Below are 19,229 nucleotides of genomic sequence, written 5' to 3'. Positions count from 1 at the left end.
GAGGCGGCTCAATGCCCTCTGCGGTTGCCGCTTTCGTCCAGTGCCGCCATATGATCCTCTTCCGGAATCAGGGCTTCAGGGGAAATATCCTCCGGCAGCTCGGACGCCACCTCGGCGAGGTCGGCCGTGAAGCTTGTCAACGACGCCGATATGTCCATATCGGCGAGGGACTCCGTATTCCCCTGAGGCAACGACCGGGAGGCGACGAATTCCGCCAGTTCATCGAATTCCGCCATGGCAAGGTCGCGATACTGATCCAGTTCGATCAGGACCTCATGTTCCGCATTGGGAATTTCGACGTAGGTCGCCTTGCCCAGCCGTTTGGCGAAGGCCTTGGACGGCTGCTTGTTGATTACATGATCGTCGCCGGAACAGACGATGCTGATCGGGGTCTTGAGCTTCTTGAGCAGCTTGTTCTTGTCTTTCAACAGGGTCTCACCAAGCCGAAGGGCGAATTGCAGCCACCCCCACGTCGGAGACCCCACCGCCAGGTGCGGACAGGCAAACAGTTGCTCATGCCAGATAGAATACCGCTCGCGATCGTGGGTCAGGGCATCGTTTTCGAACGTATGCTCGAACGGATCGTCGAACAGCTCCGGCACATAGTCCGTGCCTCGGCCGTGATTGACTTGCCAGTTGGTCTGGAAATTCACCGACCACAGCGAATGCCGGCCGGTCTTCACACGCAGCATCGGGTTGACCAGATAGGCCCCGGCGATGCGTTGCTCCCCCTTCACCAGGGTGGCGATATTAAGCGCGGCGCCCATGGAATGCCCCAGCATGATCCAGGGCTTGGGTGCGCGCTCTTCGAACGTGTCGAGCAGACGTTGATAGTCATCAAGAAATTCATCCGCCGACCTGGCATGGCACTTCAGGCGATCGGGCAAGAGGCGCGCAGATAGCCCCTGACCGCGCCAGTCATGAACCACCACGCAAAAATCGCGCGCCAGAAGGTCATTGACGACTTCATAGTATTTTTCAATCGGCTCCGAACGTCCCGGCGATACGAAGACGGTGCCGCGCGGCGTACGCGGCGGCTGCCAGAAGCCGAGGCGGAGGCGCAACCCCCCGGCGCCACGGAACCATTCACCGGTGCCGCCTTCGGGCACGCGCGATTCCGGCGTGAACATCAGAGGCGCGCTGGTCGAGAGGGCGGCTATACGGCTCACTGAATTTTAGTCCCCATTACTGCGGCTTCCGGAATTTCAAGGTCATACGGTCGCTCTCTCCGATTGATTCGTAAAGCGTTCCGTCAAATTCCGGATTGGGCGGCTGTCCGCGCGGCGCAGTTAACCGTTGCGGCGGTAACGTCCATACTCCGAAAGGGTGATCCTTGTCATCCTTTGGATTCGCATTGATCTCGCTGGCGGCGACAAACTGGAACCCGGCCTCAGCGGCCAGTTGCTTGACGAACGGTTCCTGGACGTAGCCATTGGTCGCCCCTGGGTCCTGAACATTGCCGATGTCGGCGCGATGTTGCTCTACACCCAATATGCCGCCCGGTCGTAACGCTTGGAAGGCATCCGTAAAGGCCTTTTCGGCGACCCCCTGGGCGATCCAGTCCTGGATGACAAGCAGCATCAGAACGCAATCTGCCGTGTCCGCCTCCAGCAAGGCCGTGCTGTTGGCCCCAAATTCGGCGTACCCGAGTTGCCCGTAAAGTTTTTTGTTATCGTCAAAGTGGGCTTTGTATTTGTCGCCCAAGGCAGTGGAGGCCGTATCGGTAGCGCCAGCTTCAAACATGGCGGCAACGTAGCGGCCCTTGCCGCGCGCCAGGTAGGGAGCCAGGATTTCGGTCATATAGCCGGCGCCTGGCCACATATCTATCACCGTGTCACGCGGCTTGACCTCAAAAAAGGTGAGCATTTCGATGGGATGGCGATATTTGTCACGCGCCTTATCGACGCTGTTGCGCCAATTGCCGCTGACCGCCCATTCCAGGGTGCCTTCCTGCTGCGCCAGTTTGGGATTGATCTGTTCCGATTCGTCCGCGTCGGGGTCGACAGCCGGATCGTTACCAGGCTTACGGCCACAGGCGCTCACGGAGACACCAAGGCCAAGGAGCGCGGCGCCCCCAAGCCCCAGTCGGGCAAACTCTCTGCGATTTACGATACTCAAAACGCCTGAACCCCTGCCGTGGTCATATGGTGCAACGGTCCGGGCAGGTTAGGGTGTTCGCCAGTAAAGGTCAAAGAGGATTTCGCCTCTTATCTATATGGCTTCGGCAAGGTTCAGCCCTCGCCTTCGATTTCCTTCATGGCGCTTTGGATATAATTCGCTTCGCCCATCAGCTTGATCAGGCCGAGCTGGGTTTCGAGGAAATCGATATGGTGTTCGGTATCTTCCAGAATGCGACGCATCAGTTCGCGGCTGACATAATCCATGTGATCTTCGCAGAACTTGACGCCTGGCACCAAGGTTTCCCGGCCGCTCATTTCCACGCGCAGGTCCGACTCCAGGCATTCGGTGATGGTCTCGCCGATACGCAGCTTATTCAGGTCTTGCAGGTTGGGCAGGCCATCGAGGAACAGGATGCGCTTGATGAGCAAATCGGCGTGCTTCATCTCCTCGATCGACTCTTTGTAGACGATGCGGCCGAGGTGATACATGCCCCAGTTTTCGATCATGCGGGCGTGCAGAAAATACTGATTGACCGCCGTCAACTCATTGGTGAGCACCGTATTCAGCAACTTGATAACTTCGGGTTGGCCCTTCATGGCGTGCTCCTTTGTTGAGTGTCGTAACAAAAAGCATAGTTCGGACACAGCCGCGTGTGAAGCCACTTTTTCAAATAAAATCAAATTGTTGTGCAAATGACAATAAGAGAAATTCGCAAGATCAAGAGCAAGATGCGATTTAGCTATTCTGCGGCCATCGCCAGGGACACCTGAGCGTCATCGATCATCTGGCGGATATCGCACACACATTTAGCGCATTGCGGCCGGGTCTGGCAGTGGGTGAAAACCGCCTTCACCGTGGCGGCGCCGGCATCGATGGCGGCTAGGGCATCACGTTCACGGATGGCGTTGCAGTTACAGACGTACACGGACAACTCAGGGCTGGATGACAATGCGAATACATCGCAAATAACATAGGCGCTATTTGATTGCAAGTCATTCGCATCACAAACCTTGATCGACACAATAAAAAACCCTCCGACGTGAGCCGGAGGGTGCGCAGACCGTTAATCGCGATTAGCGATTGTTGTAGCCAACATTAGGGGCATTGGTTTCGCGCCACGTGCCGTTGGATTCGCGATAGCCATAGGCCTGGACCTGGCCTTCATGCCACCTGCCCTTGGAATCCTTCCAGCCGAAGGCGACAGGCTGTTCGGTGCGCCAGACACCGCGGTCGTCCCGCCATCCCTTTACGCCCGAATTGGTATTGGAGTAATTGCCATTGTTATAGCCGCCATTATTATAGCCGTTGTTGTTATTGGCGTAACGCGGGCTGGTGCTGCGACGGGTGTCGTAATAGACGACGTCGTACATCTTGGTGTCCGGACGATCCTTGAAATAGATGACATCATAGCCGTCCGGCGCGGCAAGCGGGCTATAATAACCGGACTGATACGAATAATATTCACCGTTCAGGCATTTCTCATTCGCACCCGCGACCTTGTTGCCGATGACACCGCCCAGGACAGCCCCGGCAACTGTGCCCAGGCCGCGTTCGTTCTTTGATATTTGGCTGCCGAGCGCCCCACCGGCTACGGCACCAACGACAGTCCCCGTCGTCTTGCTGCCCTTCTTGGCATAGCAATAGCCGTCATAGTTGCCGCTTTGCGCATGAGCGACCATGGGGACGCCCATCGAGAGAGCCAGCATAGCGGCGGCACCGGCTGCTAATGTCTTGGTGTTAAGGGCCATAGAGATATCTCCTTTTATTCATGCGAACAGGCATCCAGACAAAGCTGGAGCCGGTATGTTGTTTGCATTGTAGTCAGGGATATGTAGCGGGCTATGCGAATCAAGGCCCGCCAGGTAAAATGCCGGTAAGGACTCTTCCTTAGGAAATCCTTGTGATGCCAAAGGATTTACACACTTCCGGCTTGCCCACACGCCGCATTTCGGGCAAATGACCCGCATGTCCAAATGCCGCCTTTACCTGATCACCCCTCCCGCGATACCCGATGTCGCCGCTTTCGCTCGCGAGCTGGAAGCCGCCCTGGACGCCGGAGATGTCGCCGCCTTGCAGATTCGTCTCAAGGACCTCAATGATTACGACCTGATCGCGGTCACCAAGATCATTGCCCCAATCGCCCAGGCGCGCGGGTTGGCCGTACTCATGAACGACCGGGTGCAACTGGTGAAATCCCTGCGCCTCGACGGCGTGCACATCGGCCAGTCCGACATGTCGTTGAAAGAGGCGCGCGCCACGCTCGGGCCCGATGCCATGATTGGGGTCACCTGCCATAATAGCCGGCATCTGGCCATGGAAGCGGCGGAAAACAGCGCGGACTATGTCGCATTCGGCGCGTTCTTCCCGACCCAAACCAAGGCGGTCGAGCACATGGCCGAACTGGAAACCCTGAGCATCTGGCAGGAAAGCATGGAAATACCGTGTGTCGCCATCGGCGGCATAACGGCCGAAACCGCCGGCGAAGTGGCGCAGGCCGGCGCCGACTTCATCGCGGTCTCGGGCGCGGTATGGAACCATCCTGACGGTGCCGCCGCCGGTGTCAAGGCGCTGATCGCCGCCATTTCCGGCAAATAGAGACGATTCAAATACACTTGGTATGTCTCGCGCCCGGCATCGTTTTTGTCGGAACATAGCCTCGGCGGCTGTTGCCGTGTTGCCCTGCCAATGGCTTCCTCCGCCGTCCCCCTTGCGTTTCGCGGCCATTCCGAGTAGGAACGCCGCCAACTAACCCCTCTCTTTGACAAGTTGTATCCATGAAAATCAATGCCAACCAGATCAAGCCCGGCATGGTGCTCGAATATCAGAAGGGCCTTTGGTCCGTCGTCAAGTCGCACCACGTAAAGCCCGGCAAGGGCGGCGCCTTCGCTCAGGTCGAGCTGAAGAACCTCATCACTGGCACCAAGCTCAACGAACGCCTGCGCTCCGAAGATACGGTCGAGCGCGTCACACTGGAGCAAAAAGAACACCTCTACCTCTACACCGAAGGCGACATGCTGGTGTTCATGGATCAGGAAAACTACGAACAGATCAGCCTGCATGAAGACTGGGTCGGCGAAGACCAGATTCAGTATCTGCACGACGGCATGATCGTTACCCTGGAATTCCACGACGAACGCCCGATTTCGATCACCCTGCCCGATACCGTGATCCTGGAAGTCGTCGAAACCGAGCCGACCATCAAGGGTCAGACGGCTTCATCCTCCTACAAGCCCGCCAAGGCCTCCAACGGCATGCGCGTCATGATCCCGCCGTTCATGGGTGTGGGTGAACGCATCGTCGTATCGACCCTCGACGGCGAATATATGAAGCGCGCCGACTAATGCGCTCTCCCCTTCCGGCAACGGAAGGGGACGTTTAACGGGTTCGCCCCGCCTACATTGTAAATCCAGTTTCAAAGGCCCCTCCCCATGGTCACGGTTCTTCAATCTTCTCTCATCCAGGTCATGGTCGGCGCCGTACGCAAGGCGTGCAAGGGCGTGGCCCGCGACTTCGGGGAAATCTCCGAACTTCAGGTCTCGCGCAAGGGACCGGGCGATTTCGTCACCGCCGCCGATAAGCGCGTCGAAGCCGCCCTGCTGGAAGAATTGACCCGCGTTCGCCCCGGCTACGGCTTTCTGGGCGAAGAGACCGGCGAAACGATCGGCACCGACAAGACGCACCGCTGGATCGTCGATCCCATCGACGGCACGACCAATTTCATGCACGGCATTCCGCATTTCGCCTGCACCATCGCGCTTGAGCGCGACAACGAAATCGTCGCCGGCGTGACATTCAACCCCGTCACCAACGATCTGTATTGGGCGGAAAAGGGCAAGGGCGTCTATCACAACGACCGCCGCCTGCGCGTCTCTTCGCGCAAGACGCTCGACGATTCGCTGATCGGCACCGGCCTGCCCTTCATCGGCAAGTCCGGCCATGCCCAGGCGTTGAAGGAACTACACCAGATCATGCAACGCACCGTCGGCATCCGCCGCAACGGCGCCTGCTCGCTTGACCTCGCCTATGTGGCCGCCGGCCAGCTCGACGCCTTCTGGGAACGCGGCCTGAAGCCGTGGGACATGGCGGCGGGCCTGCTGTTCATCCATGAGGCGGGCGGTAAGTTCGGCTCGATCGACAGCGACGCCTCTCCCCTCGTCACCGGCGATCTGATCTGTGGCAATATGGAGCTCTATCCGCTGCTGTTGGAAAAGCTTCACCTGGCGAAATAGGCCCCTCACACGATACAGAAAGCCCGCAGCGACGCGGGCTTTTTTGTGCGCGTCGCCCAACACTGAAACGGCTTGACGACAAGGACAATCGAGTCGTTACTCTCCGGAAAACAAAAACCGGAGAAGACGCCATGACCCTGACCCGCCGCACCGCGCTTATCAGCGCGGCCGCCATGACGATACCCGCCTTAGCGCGCGCCGCTGAAACGCCGATTGCCCGCAGTCCCGGCGGGGCGATACTCGGCGAAGGCCCCCTATGGTCGGCGCCCGACAATACCGTCTACTGGGTCGATATCCGGGGCAAAAAGCTCAACGCGCTGCGGCTCGCCGACAATAGCGCCCAAAGCTGGGACATGCCCGATCTGATCAACTGGATCGTGCCACGCCGGTCAGGCGGCTTCCTGGTCGGGATATTGCGCACGGTCCACGCCTTGACGCTCGATCCATTCACCCTGACGCCACTCCTGACCGTCGAAGCGGACCAGACTGAAAACCGGCTCAATGACGCCAAGGTCGATGCCGCCGGCCGCCTGTGGACCGGCACCATGCATATGCCTTTCAACAAGAAGACGGCCGCGCTCTATCGTATCGACGCCGATCTAAGCCTGCACCGCATGGACGCCCCCTATCTGTGCACCAACGGTCCAGCCTTTTCGCGTGACGGCCGCCGGATGTATCACAACGAAACCGCTGAAAATCTGGTCTATGTTTTCGATCTCGCACCCGATGGCGCCTTGTCGGGCAAACGCGTCTTCGCCCATTTCGCGCCGGGTGTCGGTTCACCCGACGGACTGACCGTCGACGCCGACGATGGCGTCTGGGTCGCCCACTATAATGGCGGCCGCATCAGCCGCTATACGCCGGACGGCAAGCTTGATTTCGATATCACCATACCCGCGAAACAGGTGACCAGCCTGACCTTCGCCGGTGCCGGTCTCGACAGGCTGTTCGTCACCTCAGCGGCGCAGCCCCCCGTCGATGCCGACGATCGGCACGCGGGCACGCTTTGGGAAGTGCCAAAATCGCTGCTGCGCGGTCACACAGGGCTACCGACCAACGCCTTTGCCGGCTGATCAGCTGCTGAATTGCAATTGCGCTAGACGGGCGTACAGGCCGCCGCGCGACACCAGTTCGTCATGGGTGCCGACATCGACCACCTTGCCGGCCTCCATGACCACGATGCGGTCGGCCCGCAGAACGGTGGCCAGGCGGTGCGCGATGACAAGGGTCGTGCGTTCGCTCATGGCTTCGTTGAGCGCAGCCTGCACCAGACGTTCATTTTCCGCGTCAAGCGCGGAGGTCGCTTCGTCGAGCAACAGGACCGGCGCGTTGCGCACCAAGGCGCGCGCAATCGACAGGCGTTGTTTTTGACCACCGGAAAGGGATTTGGCGCGTTCGCCCAGCGGCTGCTTGAAGCCTTGCGGCAGGGCTTCGATAAAGGCCCGCGCCTGGGCCTTTTCGGCGGCGACGCGAACTTCCGTGTCGGTAGCGTCTTCGCGACCAAAACGGATATTGTCTTCCGGCGACCCCGAAAACAAAGCCGTGTCCTGGGCGACCAGGGACAAACGCTCGCGGACCGCCTTCGGGTCGGCCTGACGGATGTCGATCCCATCCATCTGAATGACGCCGTGATCGTAGTCGTAATAGCGCAGCAGCAGCTTGAAGACCGTCGATTTCCCGGCCCCCGATGGCCCGACGAGGGCGACGGTTTCGCCGGGCTTTACGATCAGCGAAAAGCCATCGAGAATGATTTGGTCCGGGCGTGACGGATAGGCAAAGCGGATATCCTGGAAACGGATGTCCCCGCGCGCCGGCTCAGGCAATGCCAAAGGCTGCGCCGGTGCCACGATATTCGGCTTCGAATCGAGCAGTTCGTCGATCCGTGTCATGGCGCCCGCCGCCTTTTGCACATCGCCCCAGGTTTCGTTGAGGTTGGCCACCGACCCGCCGGTCAGAATGGCGAGCATGACGAATTGCACCAGTGTGCCATTGGACATCCGCCCGTTCAGCACATCCTGTGCGCCCAGCCAGAGCACGAAGGCGATACCGCCGAACACAAGCGTGATGACCATGGCCGTCATGGTGGCGCGCGTGGCCATACGCCCCACCGACATGCGGTAGGTGTCTTCCACGCCCGCATCGAACCGTTTGCGCGTAAAGCTTTCGCGAACGAAGGCCTGGACGGTTTCCAGCGCGTCCAGCGATTCCGACGCGAAGCCAACCGCGCGGGCGAACGCGTCCTGCGTGTCGCGCGTGGCGCGGCCGACCTGACGTCCGAAGGTGATCAGGGGAACCAGCACAAACGGAAAGACACCGAATACCATCAAGGTGAGTTTCGGGCTGACCACCATCATCATGACAAGTCCCGCCACGAAGGTAAGCAGATTGCGCAGGGCTATCGAGATGGACGACGAAACCAGGGTCTCGATGATCTGGATGTCGGCGGTCAGGCGCGAAATGACTTCGCCTGTACGTATTTTCAGGAAATAAGCCGGATCGAGCCCAAGAATATGGGCAAAGACATCTTCGCGCAGGTCGGCGACGACGCGCTCCCCCATGCGCGTGATGAAATAGTAGCGCAAGGCCGTGGACAGGGCCAGGACCAGGGCAACAGCGCCCAGGACAATGAACCATTTGTTGAGTTCCGCCACATTACCCGATCCGAATCCGCGGTCGATCAACTGCTTGGCGACAAAGGTCATGGACGGCGTCGCCGAGGCCGATATCAGCAGAAAGACGATCATGGCCAGGCCAATCGCCTTTTGCTTCCAGAGATAGGGGACAAGACGGCGCAGCGGCCGCAAATTCTTGGTTTTGCCGCGTTGCCCTGCGGCTTGATGCATGCTGGCGGCCAGTTCGGCACCGGAGCTGGGGCGGCCGTCGGGAGTATCGGTTTGGGAGTCGGACATATTGCCTGCTTTATACACGAAAGGCTTGCGCGGCAAGGAAGCTTCCTGTAGAAGCCGCTCCTTCGGCAATTATGCCCCACGCTTTTTATCGCGTCCGCACGCTGCTGGCCGGACGTATAAAGGATAGATGACGATGAAAAAAGAAGGTCACCCCGACTATCACTGGATCACGGTTACCCTGACCGACGGCACGAGCTACAAGACCCGCTCGACCTATGGCAAGCCGGACGCCGTTCTGAACCTCGACATCGATCCGCGCACGCACCCGGCTTGGACCGGCGGCACGGGCCAGCTGCTCGACCGCGGCGGCCGCGTTTCGCGCTTCAACAACAAGTTCGCTGGCTTCCTCAAGAAGTAAGCCTGGCTTATTATGCGAATATCAAAATCCGGCCCGGGCAACTGGGCCGGATTTTTCTTTTGTGCTATCCAGGCTGAATGACGGATCGCGCTTTCCATACGCCCTATGACGGGTCACACAAACTGTTCACCATCGGTGTGAGGCCGCTCGATGCGGCGGACTGGATCGATGCCGACGAAAACCTGCTCGGCTATCTCGACGAAAAGGACCGGCTGGCCGAACGCGCGCCGGACGCGATCTTCGTCATGGAGCCGGGAACCGAAGCCGCCCAGACCGAAGTGCTGCACCTGCTGGCCGATCATCTACCGCAGCGGTTTCCGGACATATATCAGCGGCTGGGACCACAGATAGACATCCTTCCCGCCTTCCGGCGCTTGCGTCTCGATACGCCCTATCCGCCCCTGCTTGTTGCCGGCGGTCTGGTGCAGGAAGATCTTGTGTTGATGCGCCGGGGCGAGGACGGTTGGCGATTGGCGGCGGGGCACCTGTGTTTTCCATCGTCCTGGCGGCTGCATGAAAAATTTGGCAAGGCGCTTCAGGAGATTCACGCCCCCGTGCCTGACTTCGGGCGGGAGACGCGAAACGCCACCATCATCGAGCGTATGTTTGATAACCTGCGCCCGGAACAGCCGGTGATGCGCTGGAACTGGTCGCTTCACGCCGACAATGCCCTGCACCACCCGCATTCGGCCGGGCAATGGCGGTTTTCGCGTCGACTCGGCGATGAACAGATCGACAATCTGTACTTCCGCCTGGAACGCCAGACCCTGCGCAAGCTACCTGTCAGCGGCGATATCCTGTTCACCATCCGCATCTACCTTGATCCCCTGCACGAAATGGAGCGCCAGCCCAACGCCGCTGCGCTGGCGCAGGCATTGATCGCCCAATTGCAGGCCTACAGCGCCGCACAACTGGACTACAAGGGCCTGACGGTGGAGCGCGAACGGTTGATCGCCCGCCTGTCTCAGATTGCGGGCGATTGCGCGTCGTGATAGCCTGACGACATTCGGGGGAAACATATGACATCGACACCAAGACGGGTGACAATCATCCTGGCGGCTCTGCTCAGCCTCACCGCATGCAAACCGGCGCAGACCGTAACCCATCCCAGCGCGCAGGCCGACGCCTCGTCGGCCACCGCCCCAAACCTCACAGCCCCAAGCCTCGCAGCCCAAAAGCCCGCCGCCAAAACCTTCGTCATAAACGAACTGAACGACGATGACGGCGACATCATGGGATGCACGACCATGCTAACCCGGGCTTCCGGCGGCCGCGATATCTTTCGCGAAGACGGCGTCGACAGTGGCGCCAAGGGATTCCTGCGCATTGACGGCAAACTGATGCGTGTCGATCTGACAGGCATAAGCCGTGACAATGACAGTACCGGCACACGTTTGTTCAGCGACGCTACCGGTCGCCTGACGGTCAAGGAAGCCTATGTCGTCGGCGCCGCCCATCAGGAATCGGACAGCGTGGAAATGACAGGCAATCTGACCGTCACCTGGGACGGCGTTACGCAATCCGTGGCCTTCGCTGGCGGCACGGCCTGCTGACAGTCGCATTGTTTGCTTATAAATTGCCGTGATAGCGTCGTTCAGGCCCACGCGAGGACTGCATGACGAAGACACCTGTGCCGTTTGTATGTTTCATCGCCCTGATGGGCTGCCACCAACCGACGGCCGAAGAGCGCGCTGCTGCCGCCTTTACCGTAAGCGATCTCCTGGCGAGTGACGGAAACGATCTGACGGGCTGCCTCACCAATGTCGCCCGCGCCGGGCGAACGGACGGATCACGAATATTCACCGAAGATTCTCTGCAAGGCGGCGCCAACGGCTATATCCGCATCGGCGGGCATCTGACCAAAGTCACCATGGTCCATGGCGGCGCGGACCCCAGTCATAGCGTCCGCAGTTTCAGCGACGCTGCTAAGCAGCTATCGGTCGTTGAATCGTACGACATCAAGGAAGCCGCACCCGGGCAGCAGGTCCGCGCGGTCACCGGCGAACTGATCGTCACCTACAAAGGCGGCACTCAGCGCATTCCCATCGCAGGCGCGCGCAACTGTATCGATGCGCCGTGATCACGACGGCGCCACCGGCCAAAGACCTCGATTTTTACGCCGCCAACTGCGCCTTCACGCGCTCCGCCAGGGTCTTGATATCGAGCGGCTTCGGCAAGAAGGAGATGTTTTGCTCTTCTTCCAGCAGGTCTGAGAATTCCGACTCCGCATAGCCCGAGATGAACATGACCGGGACGTCGCCCAGAATGGGTCGGGCCAGTTTGAGCATGGACGGGCCGTCCATGCCCGGCATGATGACGTCGGAGATAAGAAGGTCGAACTTGCCGCCTTCGGCCTCGATGATTTCCAGGGCCTGTTCGCCGTCCTCGGCTTCCAGCACTTCGTAGCCGCGTTGGCGCAACAGGTGTGCGGCGATACCGCGCACAATCTGCTCATCCTCGACAAAGAGGATGCGACCGACACCGGACAGGTCCTTGGGCACCGGCTTGGCGGCGACCTCGGGCTTCGGGGCATCGGCAGGCTTTTCGACCTCGATCCATACGGGCAGGAAGATAAGGAAGCTGGCGCCTTTTCCCGGCGGCGACACGATCAGGATGTGCCCGCCCGCCTGGGCGATAATGCCGTGAACCGTGGACAGGCCGAGGCCTGTTCCTTCACCCAGCGGCTTGGTAGTAAAGAAGGGCTCGAACACCTGGGCGGCGATTTCCGGCGGAATGCCGGGCCCGGTGTCGCTGACCTCGATCAGCGCCGCCCCTTGGGCCGGCGCATCGGGCCAGCCATAGGCCTTGGCTTCGTCCTGGGTCATGCTGGCGGCGCGGATATTCACCTTGCCGCCGCCCTGGGCGCGCATGGCGTCACGGGCATTGACGACCAGGTTCATCATGACCATTTCCATCTGGCCCTTGTCGACATGGACATTGGGCAGGTTGCGGCCATAGGCGGTTTCCAGCTTGACGTCTTCGCGCACCAAACGGCGCAGCAGAACCTCGGCTTCGGAGACCATCTCACCGACGTTGAGCGTAACGCGCTTGACCGTCTGCTTGCGCGCGAAGGCCAGCAGGTTGCGCACCAGGTCTTCGGCACGGGCAATGATCTGGCGGATACCGTTCAGGTCCTCATAGGACGGATCGCCGAGCGGGTGATTGAGCAGCAGCTGGTCGTTGCGGAACTTGAACCCGGTCAGCAGATTGTTGAAATCGTGCGCCATGCCGCCGGCGACCTGGCCAATGGCCTGCATCTTTTGCGACTGGACCAGGGTCTGCTCCAGCTTCTTCTGCTCGGAGACATCGAACAGATAGAGGCTATAGCCGCCCGACACCTGCGAGACATAGATATGCAAGGCGCGCTGGGACTTGACGCTCAGGGCGATGTCGAATGGGCCGCTCTTGCCCGATGCCAGGCGTTCTTCCAACGCGGCGCGTGAATTTTCGGTGACCAGTTCGCCAAAGGCCATGCCGGTCAGACGGTCTGGCACCTGCTCGGTCAAGGCGGCGAACACCGTATTGAAGTCCTTGATGCGGGCCGAAAACACATCGTCCCCGACAATCAGGGCCGCACCGAACGGTGCCGCTTCGGCGAAGGCGTCCATAACGGCGGCCGGCAGGTCGGGCTTGATTTCCGGTTCATCCGGCAAGAAACCCGCTTCCTCGACCGCATGTGGATTTTCGTGCTTAAGCATCAGGCCATTGCCGAGCACACCTTGCGATGCCGCACGAACGAGAACCAGGTCTTCGCCCAGACGCGACACAACCATTTCGTAGTCGAACCCACCCAACCGCACCAGAGCACGGCCAACGCCTTGCGCCTTGGCTTCACGCAGGGCGACAAACAGGGCGGGCGCGTCGTCGCCATGCGGCAGCCGACGCTTACCGCCGCCGGCATCGCTCCAGGCTGGATTGACGGCCAGCACATGACCGTCGAAAGCGGAGACTGCGGCGGGCTCACTCAAGGCGCGCACGATATCGCCCGCCTTGAACCCTTCTGCGCTGAGGATTTCCTCGTCCGACGAAAAGGCGAACATGCCCATGAAGATGACACCGGCAAAGGCGGCGATGATGATTCCGATCACAACACCGGCCGGCAGACGGCCCGCCACCAGCCAAACGGCCAGGCAGGCGCAAACCACCACGGCCGCGACAATACCAACGGTCATCGGGTTCAGCGCCTTGGTCAGGCTAGGCGCACGCCGAGACTTTCCAACAGACGCGGTATCGGCCTTCGCCGACTGTTCCTGTCCCAGTCTTTCCGGACCTAGCTTACCCGAGGCCGGCGGGCTCTCCTCTTGCGATGCGTCTTTCTTCGCACGAATCTGCGCGGTAAACGAGTTTGCGGACAAAGGCGGAACCTTTCAGGGGACTGGACGCGGGAGGAATCGCTCAACGCATAAGCGAATCACTTCCCTCAGTGTAGCCGATTTTGATTTGTGTGCAGAATCTTGCAAAAGTCCAAGCACGACAACGTGTTAGAAGGAGAAGGGCGGTGGCAGGCCTGTGGAAAAGCTGTTGATCGTCAGAAGCCGCGCTTCTTCTTGGCCATCACGAAGCTGATCAGCTTCGCCACAGCGGCGAAATGTTCTTCGGGGATGGTGTCATCGATTTCGATAGCGGCGTAGAGCGCGCGCGCCAGGGGCGGGTCTTCTACGATCGGCACCGTATGCTTTCCCGCTTCCTCACGAATTTTCAACGCAACAGCGTCCATGCCCTTCGCCACGCAGACGGGCGCGGCCATCTCACCGGGTTCGTATTGCAAGGCGACCGCATAGTGGGTCGGGTTTGTGACGACCACGGTGGCATTCTTGACATTGGACATCATGCGGCGCCGCCCCTTTTCCATGCGCAACTGACGCAGGCGGGCCTTGATGTGCGGATCCCCTTCGGTCTGTTTGTATTCTTCCTTCTGTTCCTGCTTCGACATTTTCATGCGTTGCAGGAAGCGGAACTTTTGCAGGGCGAAATCCCCTACCCCTTCGATAAACAGAAACAGGCAAACGGCCAGCGCCAGGGCGATGGCGGCTTCCTTCACATAGGGTAGGATCATCATCGGCGATGCCGCCGCCAAGCCGACAATGCCCGGCAGACGGTTCTTCACCACCATCCACACGATGATGCCCGTGACAACCAGCTTCAGCAGCGTCTTGCCAAATTGAATAAAGGCGTCAACGCCGAACAGTCGCTTGAAACCCGTCATGGGGTTGAGCTTGGTGAAATCAGGCGCCAGCTTCGACGGCGTGAACATCAGACCGGTTTGCAGCACATTGCCCGCTATGCCCATGAACATGGATGCCCCCATGATCATCAGCAAGATAGGGACGATATTCAGTATGACAGCGCGGGCAATCCCCATGCCGCCATCACCGTCCAGCGCCCCCAGCATTTGGTCGGGATGGTCGATAAACGGTATGAGATTGGCCGTCAGGGACTTGCAGATGTCAGGCCCCTTCAGGGCCACGACGGCGCAGGCGCCGATCAGGGACAGAGCTTGCGGCAGGTCTCCGGATTTACCGACATCGCCTTTTTCCCGGGCCTGCTGGAGTTTCCGCCCCGAGGCGTCTTCTGTTTTGTCTTCGCCATCCGCTTCTTCAGCCATTATCCGTCACTCCGGATAGCGTCCAAAGACCCGGCAGGCGGGTGCAGACGTTAAGGCAGGTCTTCATCGCGGCCTCGCAATGAAGATGCCCAGCAGGTCCTGGTAATGGTCGATGAAGACAACGCCCATAGTGCCAAGCGACAGGGCCAGAATGGTAAGGCCAGCCAGAACGCTGAGCGGCGTAGCGGCGAAAAAGATCGGGAAATTGGGCATCATGCGACCGACGAAACCCGTGGCGATATTGAAGACCAACGCGAAAACGATGACCGGCGCCGACAATTGCAGGGCCAACACAAAGCTTTCGGTCAAGGTGCGAATCATAAGCGTACCGGCATCGCCGATCATGACGCGCTTGACCGGCGAAAATATCTGATAACTGTCGACCATGGCGCGGATGAACAGATGATGGGTATTCGTCGCCCAGATCATCACCATGCCGAAGACGGCCAGAAAGGCGCCAAGCGATGTGCTCGACTGGGCTTCTGTGGGATTGGCTGTCTGGGCGAAGGACAAGGTAGTCTGCAAGGACAGAATCTCGCCGGTAGTGATAAGGGTAAAAAGCAGGACGCGCATCAGCGTACCGAGCATGAGGCCTATTATGACCTCATGAAGGACAATCCCCGTCATGTCGCCCAACCCTGCTGGTAAGGGCGGCAGGCTGGGGCTGACGGTCGGGGTGATGATGATCGCCAGCAGGAGCGCGAAGCCGATACGCGCACGCGCCGGAACGGCGGGGTCGCCCAGGCCCGGCACCAGCATCACAATACTGGCCAGGCGCAGGAAGATCAGGCCGACCGCCCACACCTGCGCCGACGTGCCGAAGAACGAGCTCAGGTCTCCGCCGCCCGCGTCGGACAGACCTGTGCGTATCTGGGCAGCGGCCTGCAGCAGCATGGTTACATCATCGCGATCTTGTTGACGATTTCGTGCATGAAGCCGGACAACAGGCTGCCCATCAAAGGCAACAGGAGCAGCAGCGCCAGAAACACGGCGATGATCTTGGGTGCATAGATAAGCGTGGCTTCCTGAATCTGCGTCAACGCCTGGAACAGGCCGATTGCCACGCCGACCACCAGGCCCACGAGTAGAATCGGGGTACACAGTTGGATGGTCAGCCAGATGGCGTCACGCCCAATCGTCAAAACCTCGGCACCGTTCATTCGTCTATCCGTTAATATCACCAAACGCCCGGCAAATTTTGCCGGATTACCGGGTCATATTTGCCGTGTGAACGGTTAATTTCGGCTTAAGCTATGGAGAGATTCTGAGGGCCGCCGCCAGAGTTTTCTTCGTTGAGAACAACAAAACACCGTCAATCCGGCCCGCATCCCGACCGGCATTCGCAATAACCCATTGTGTTGATATGGGTGAAAATCGTGAGATTTGAGTAGAGTGGTAGCCGGCAAGCGCCGCAGGTACGCTTACGTACCTGCAAGCGTAGACTGCGCAACACTTCGGCCAAAGACCGCGATTTTCAGATCGGCATCCGCATGATTTCCTGGTAGGCGCTGATCACCTGGTCACGGATGGCAATGACGCTCTGCAAGGAGGTTTCAGCGCTGGCCACGGCGGTCACAGCGTCGATCAGTTCAACCTTGCCCTGCTGCTGCTGGACCATCATGTCCTCGGCGCCTTGCGTCGTTTTCATCGTCTGCTCGAGCGCACCCTGAAGCATCTTGCCGAAGTCGGGCGCACTGACGGCCTGCCCCTCGTCGGTTTGACGCGTGGCGTTCTGCATCTGCTTTACGGCGGCGCCATAGGCGCGAGCGGCGGATAACGGGTCCATGGTTCAGGTCTTTCTCGGCCAGCTACTTCTGCAATATGTCCAGCACCTTTTGCGTCATGGAGCGGGAGGTTTCGATGACATTGATGTTGGCTTCATAGGCCCGCTGGGCCTCACGCATGTCCATGGTTTCAATCAGCGGATCGACGTTCGGCTTCTTGACGTAGCCTTGAGCGTCGGCTGCCGGATGGCTTGGGTCGTACACTGACTGGAACGGCTTCATGTCCGGCGTCACAGCCGCCAGCTTTACGCCGGTCGCGCCATCCACTTTCGCAGACGTGAAGACCGGGGTTTGGCGGCGATACGGATCGGCGCCTGCCGTCTTACCCGTCGAATCGGCATTAGCGATGTTTTCGGCAATGACGCGCATACGCGCCTGCTGCGCCTTGAGCGCGCTGGCCGCGACGGCCATTGTCTGGCTGGATTGTATCGGAGGTTTGTTATTATTGATCATTTTCTACCTCGCCTACTTGCCCGGCGCCCGGGCGGCCATCCGCACCATAGACAGGGACTTTTCATAGAAGGATACCGCTGCCTGAAACTGGGTCCGGCTTTCGGCCATTTTCAGCATCTGCTCTTCCAGCACGACACTGTTGCCGTCCATGGTGGTTTCGGAATCGAGCGACACCACTTCGTTGCTGCGGGCGGAAGCGCCGCCTTCGGGCGCCATGTGCATGGCGCTGGTCAGGGTCAAGCCTAGCCCACCGCCGGAATTTTCGCCCGCCATCAGGGCGCTGAAATCCTGCGGCGTGAGGTCGTGCGGCTTAAATCCCGGTGTCGAGGCATTGGCGACATTTTGCGCCACCACCTTCTGACGATCGTTCAACCAGTGCATACGCGACGTCAGCGCCGACATGAAACCGATATCCTGAGCGGCCATGACCTACCCTTTCCCAATTCGCGCGACTCAACCTAATGAAAGACTTCGCGCATATGGGGCAAATTATGCCCACCTTTTGGTTAACGAAGGCTTTAAGTAAACGCGGCGTTAACCGGGATCGGCGCAAAAGGACGAAATGGATATCTTAAGTACCCTGAAGGCGGTATTCGCACTGGCTATAGTGATCGGCCTGATCATGGGCCTGGCCTATGTGCTGCGGCGGTATGCACCGGCCCTGATGGCCAGGATGCAGGCCCAGCGCGGCGCCCGCCGGTTGACCGTAGTCGAAACCCTGGTACTCGATCCGGCGCGCCGCCTGGTTCTGGTACGCCTCGACGATCAGGAACGCCTGATCCTGCTTGGCGAAGGCCGCGAACTTGATTCACCGGGCCGCTCCCCGGCCAGACATATTGAACCGCGTATCCCGGTGGCCCCGAACAATGACCCGAACGATGACCTGTTCTAAGCCGGCACCCGCCGACGCGAAGACACCAGAGCCTGTAAGCGCCTCAAGAAATGCCAAGATGATGAACCTCATCGTCCTGTGCACCTTCATCTTCGGCTTCACGATGATGATCTTCCCCTATGCCGCGGTGGCGCAGTCGCTAAACGTGGACCTTGGCAAAGGCGGATCGCTGTCGGCGCGCGTGGTGCAACTGATCGGCCTGATGACGGTGCTGTCGCTGGCGCCGTCGATCGTCATCATGTCGACCTCCTTCATCCGCATCGTGGTGGTGCTGTCCCTGTTGCGGACGGCGCTCGGTCTGCAACAAAGTCCGCCCAACGCCGTCATTATCTCACTGGCCCTCTTCCTGTCGGCCATTGTCATGGCGCCGACCTACGAGGCCGCCTATTCCGCCGGTATACGCCCGCTGATGGATCAGGAAATGGAGTTGCCGCAGGCCTTCGATGCGGCCTCGCAACCGGTGAAAGCCTTTATGCTGGCCCAGGTCGATGCCAAGGACCTGGCCCTGTTCGCCAACCTGTCAAAGGTCGAAATGCCGAAGGACCGCATGGAGTTGCCGGTGCGCATCGTCACGCCCGCCTTCATGATTTCAGAACTGAAAAAGGCGTTCGAGATCGGCTTCTACCTGTTCCTGCCCTTCCTCGTCATCGATTTGGTCGTGGCATCGGTGCTGATGTCGATGGGCATGATGATGCTGCCGCCCGCCGTCATTTCCCTGCCCTTCAAGCTGATCTTCTTCGTGCTGGTTGACGGCTGGCAACTCGTTGCGGGTTCACTCGTCCGCAGCTTCCATCCCGTGATCACCGGCGGAGGGTAGCCCGGCTAAAAGCGCCCCTTGTTTTAAATTTAAAGACGCTCCGGGCCTTCGCCCAGAGCGT

Annotated in this window: 23 protein-coding genes; 10 read left to right on the top strand and 13 right to left on the bottom strand. The window is 59.6% G+C overall.

Going from position 1 to position 19,229, the window contains the following annotated elements; all coding sequences use genetic code 11:
- Positions 1-8 precede the first annotated feature (8 nt).
- The 5 genes from AEAC466_RS26505 to AEAC466_RS26490 form a co-directional block, all read right to left on the bottom strand.
- Complete coding sequence (locus AEAC466_RS26505) at positions 9-1,169, bottom strand: alpha/beta hydrolase (RefSeq protein ID WP_052025037.1); 1,161 nt, start codon at positions 1,167-1,169, stop codon at positions 9-11.
- Positions 1,170-1,185: 16 nt separating this feature from the next.
- Complete coding sequence (locus tag AEAC466_RS26500) at positions 1,186-2,118, bottom strand: class I SAM-dependent methyltransferase (RefSeq protein WP_052025036.1); 933 nt, start codon at positions 2,116-2,118, stop codon at positions 1,186-1,188.
- 113 nt (positions 2,119-2,231) lie between these two features.
- Complete coding sequence (gene bfr, locus AEAC466_RS26495; protein WP_023456764.1) at positions 2,232-2,717, bottom strand: bacterioferritin; 486 nt, start codon at positions 2,715-2,717, stop codon at positions 2,232-2,234.
- 143 nt (positions 2,718-2,860) lie between these two features.
- Positions 2,861-3,046: a (2Fe-2S)-binding protein gene (locus AEAC466_RS0122000; RefSeq protein WP_031238192.1), complete on the bottom strand. Its 186-nt coding sequence runs from the start codon at positions 3,044-3,046 to the stop codon at positions 2,861-2,863.
- A gap of 148 nt (positions 3,047-3,194) precedes the next feature.
- A complete protein-coding gene (locus tag AEAC466_RS26490) occupies positions 3,195-3,869 on the bottom strand; it encodes a glycine zipper 2TM domain-containing protein (RefSeq protein WP_023456762.1) in 675 nt (224 codons plus the stop codon).
- 217 nt (positions 3,870-4,086) lie between these two features.
- Between AEAC466_RS26490 and thiE the strand changes: the two genes are divergently transcribed.
- From thiE to AEAC466_RS26470, 4 genes are all read left to right on the top strand, one after another.
- The gene (gene thiE, locus AEAC466_RS26485) at positions 4,087-4,716 is read left to right on the top strand and encodes a thiamine phosphate synthase (RefSeq protein WP_031238190.1); all 630 of its coding nucleotides are present in this window, start codon (positions 4,087-4,089) and stop codon (positions 4,714-4,716) included.
- Positions 4,717-4,895: 179 nt separating this feature from the next.
- Positions 4,896-5,462, top strand: coding sequence for an elongation factor P (gene efp / locus AEAC466_RS26480; protein ID WP_023456760.1), 567 nt, complete (start codon positions 4,896-4,898; stop codon positions 5,460-5,462).
- Positions 5,463-5,549: 87 nt separating this feature from the next.
- Complete coding sequence (locus AEAC466_RS26475) at positions 5,550-6,350, top strand: inositol monophosphatase family protein (protein ID WP_023456759.1); 801 nt, start codon at positions 5,550-5,552, stop codon at positions 6,348-6,350.
- Between the two features lie 131 nt (positions 6,351-6,481).
- Positions 6,482-7,423: an SMP-30/gluconolactonase/LRE family protein gene (locus AEAC466_RS26470; RefSeq protein WP_023456758.1), complete on the top strand. Its 942-nt coding sequence runs from the start codon at positions 6,482-6,484 to the stop codon at positions 7,421-7,423.
- Here AEAC466_RS26470 and AEAC466_RS26465 read toward each other — a convergent pair whose 3' ends face one another.
- Complete coding sequence (locus tag AEAC466_RS26465) at positions 7,424-9,259, bottom strand: ABC transporter transmembrane domain-containing protein (RefSeq protein ID WP_031238189.1); 1,836 nt, start codon at positions 9,257-9,259, stop codon at positions 7,424-7,426. It lies immediately after the preceding gene.
- A 133-nt stretch (positions 9,260-9,392) separates the two neighbouring features.
- On the opposite strand from AEAC466_RS26465, the gene rpmE reads away from it, so the two are divergent.
- From rpmE to AEAC466_RS26445, 4 genes are all read left to right on the top strand, one after another.
- Positions 9,393-9,617 (top strand): 50S ribosomal protein L31, encoded by a 225-nt coding sequence (gene rpmE / locus AEAC466_RS26460; protein WP_023456756.1) that lies wholly within the window; start codon positions 9,393-9,395, stop codon positions 9,615-9,617.
- 77 nt (positions 9,618-9,694) lie between these two features.
- Positions 9,695-10,609 carry a heme-dependent oxidative N-demethylase family protein gene (locus AEAC466_RS26455; protein ID WP_023456755.1) on the top strand — a complete coding sequence of 305 codons (915 nt, stop codon included), beginning with the start codon at positions 9,695-9,697 and terminating at the stop codon, positions 10,607-10,609.
- Between the two features lie 27 nt (positions 10,610-10,636).
- A complete protein-coding gene (locus AEAC466_RS26450; RefSeq protein WP_155913461.1) occupies positions 10,637-11,170 on the top strand; it encodes a hypothetical protein in 534 nt (177 codons plus the stop codon).
- Positions 11,171-11,232: 62 nt separating this feature from the next.
- Positions 11,233-11,697 (top strand): hypothetical protein, encoded by a 465-nt coding sequence (locus tag AEAC466_RS26445; RefSeq protein ID WP_023456753.1) that lies wholly within the window; start codon positions 11,233-11,235, stop codon positions 11,695-11,697.
- Between the two features lie 34 nt (positions 11,698-11,731).
- On the opposite strand, the gene cckA is transcribed toward AEAC466_RS26445, so the two are convergent.
- The 7 genes from cckA to flgB form a co-directional block, all read right to left on the bottom strand.
- Positions 11,732-13,972: a cell cycle histidine kinase CckA gene (gene cckA, locus AEAC466_RS26440; protein WP_023456752.1), complete on the bottom strand. Its 2,241-nt coding sequence runs from the start codon at positions 13,970-13,972 to the stop codon at positions 11,732-11,734.
- 173 nt (positions 13,973-14,145) lie between these two features.
- On the bottom strand, positions 14,146-15,222 hold the full coding sequence (gene flhB, locus AEAC466_RS26435; RefSeq protein ID WP_023456751.1) for a flagellar biosynthesis protein FlhB: 1,077 nt from the start codon (positions 15,220-15,222) through the stop codon (positions 14,146-14,148).
- A 63-nt stretch (positions 15,223-15,285) separates the two neighbouring features.
- Complete coding sequence (gene fliR / locus AEAC466_RS26430; RefSeq protein ID WP_023456750.1) at positions 15,286-16,116, bottom strand: flagellar biosynthetic protein FliR; 831 nt, start codon at positions 16,114-16,116, stop codon at positions 15,286-15,288.
- A gap of 2 nt (positions 16,117-16,118) precedes the next feature.
- Positions 16,119-16,382, bottom strand: coding sequence for a flagellar biosynthesis protein FliQ (gene fliQ / locus AEAC466_RS26425; RefSeq protein ID WP_023456749.1), 264 nt, complete (start codon positions 16,380-16,382; stop codon positions 16,119-16,121).
- A 314-nt stretch (positions 16,383-16,696) separates the two neighbouring features.
- Entirely contained in the window at positions 16,697-17,008 is a 312-nt protein-coding gene (locus AEAC466_RS26420) for a flagellar hook-basal body complex protein FliE (protein WP_023456748.1), read from the bottom strand.
- A gap of 22 nt (positions 17,009-17,030) precedes the next feature.
- Positions 17,031-17,459, bottom strand: coding sequence for a flagellar basal body rod protein FlgC (flgC, locus tag AEAC466_RS26415; protein WP_031238186.1), 429 nt, complete (start codon positions 17,457-17,459; stop codon positions 17,031-17,033).
- A gap of 12 nt (positions 17,460-17,471) precedes the next feature.
- On the bottom strand, positions 17,472-17,885 hold the full coding sequence (gene flgB / locus AEAC466_RS26410; RefSeq protein WP_023456746.1) for a flagellar basal body rod protein FlgB: 414 nt from the start codon (positions 17,883-17,885) through the stop codon (positions 17,472-17,474).
- A gap of 136 nt (positions 17,886-18,021) precedes the next feature.
- On the opposite strand from flgB, the gene AEAC466_RS26405 reads away from it, so the two are divergent.
- Positions 18,022-18,351 (top strand): FliO/MopB family protein, encoded by a 330-nt coding sequence (locus AEAC466_RS26405; RefSeq protein ID WP_023456745.1) that lies wholly within the window; start codon positions 18,022-18,024, stop codon positions 18,349-18,351.
- Between the two features lie 58 nt (positions 18,352-18,409).
- Entirely contained in the window at positions 18,410-19,168 is a 759-nt protein-coding gene (gene fliP / locus AEAC466_RS26400; RefSeq protein ID WP_023456744.1) for a flagellar type III secretion system pore protein FliP, read from the top strand.
- Positions 19,169-19,229 lie beyond the last annotated feature (61 nt).

The organism is Asticcacaulis sp. AC466 (genome assembly GCF_000495815.1).
Classification (GTDB): Bacteria; Pseudomonadota; Alphaproteobacteria; order Caulobacterales; family Caulobacteraceae; genus Asticcacaulis.
This window is presented reverse-complemented; position numbering and strand designations above follow the sequence as displayed.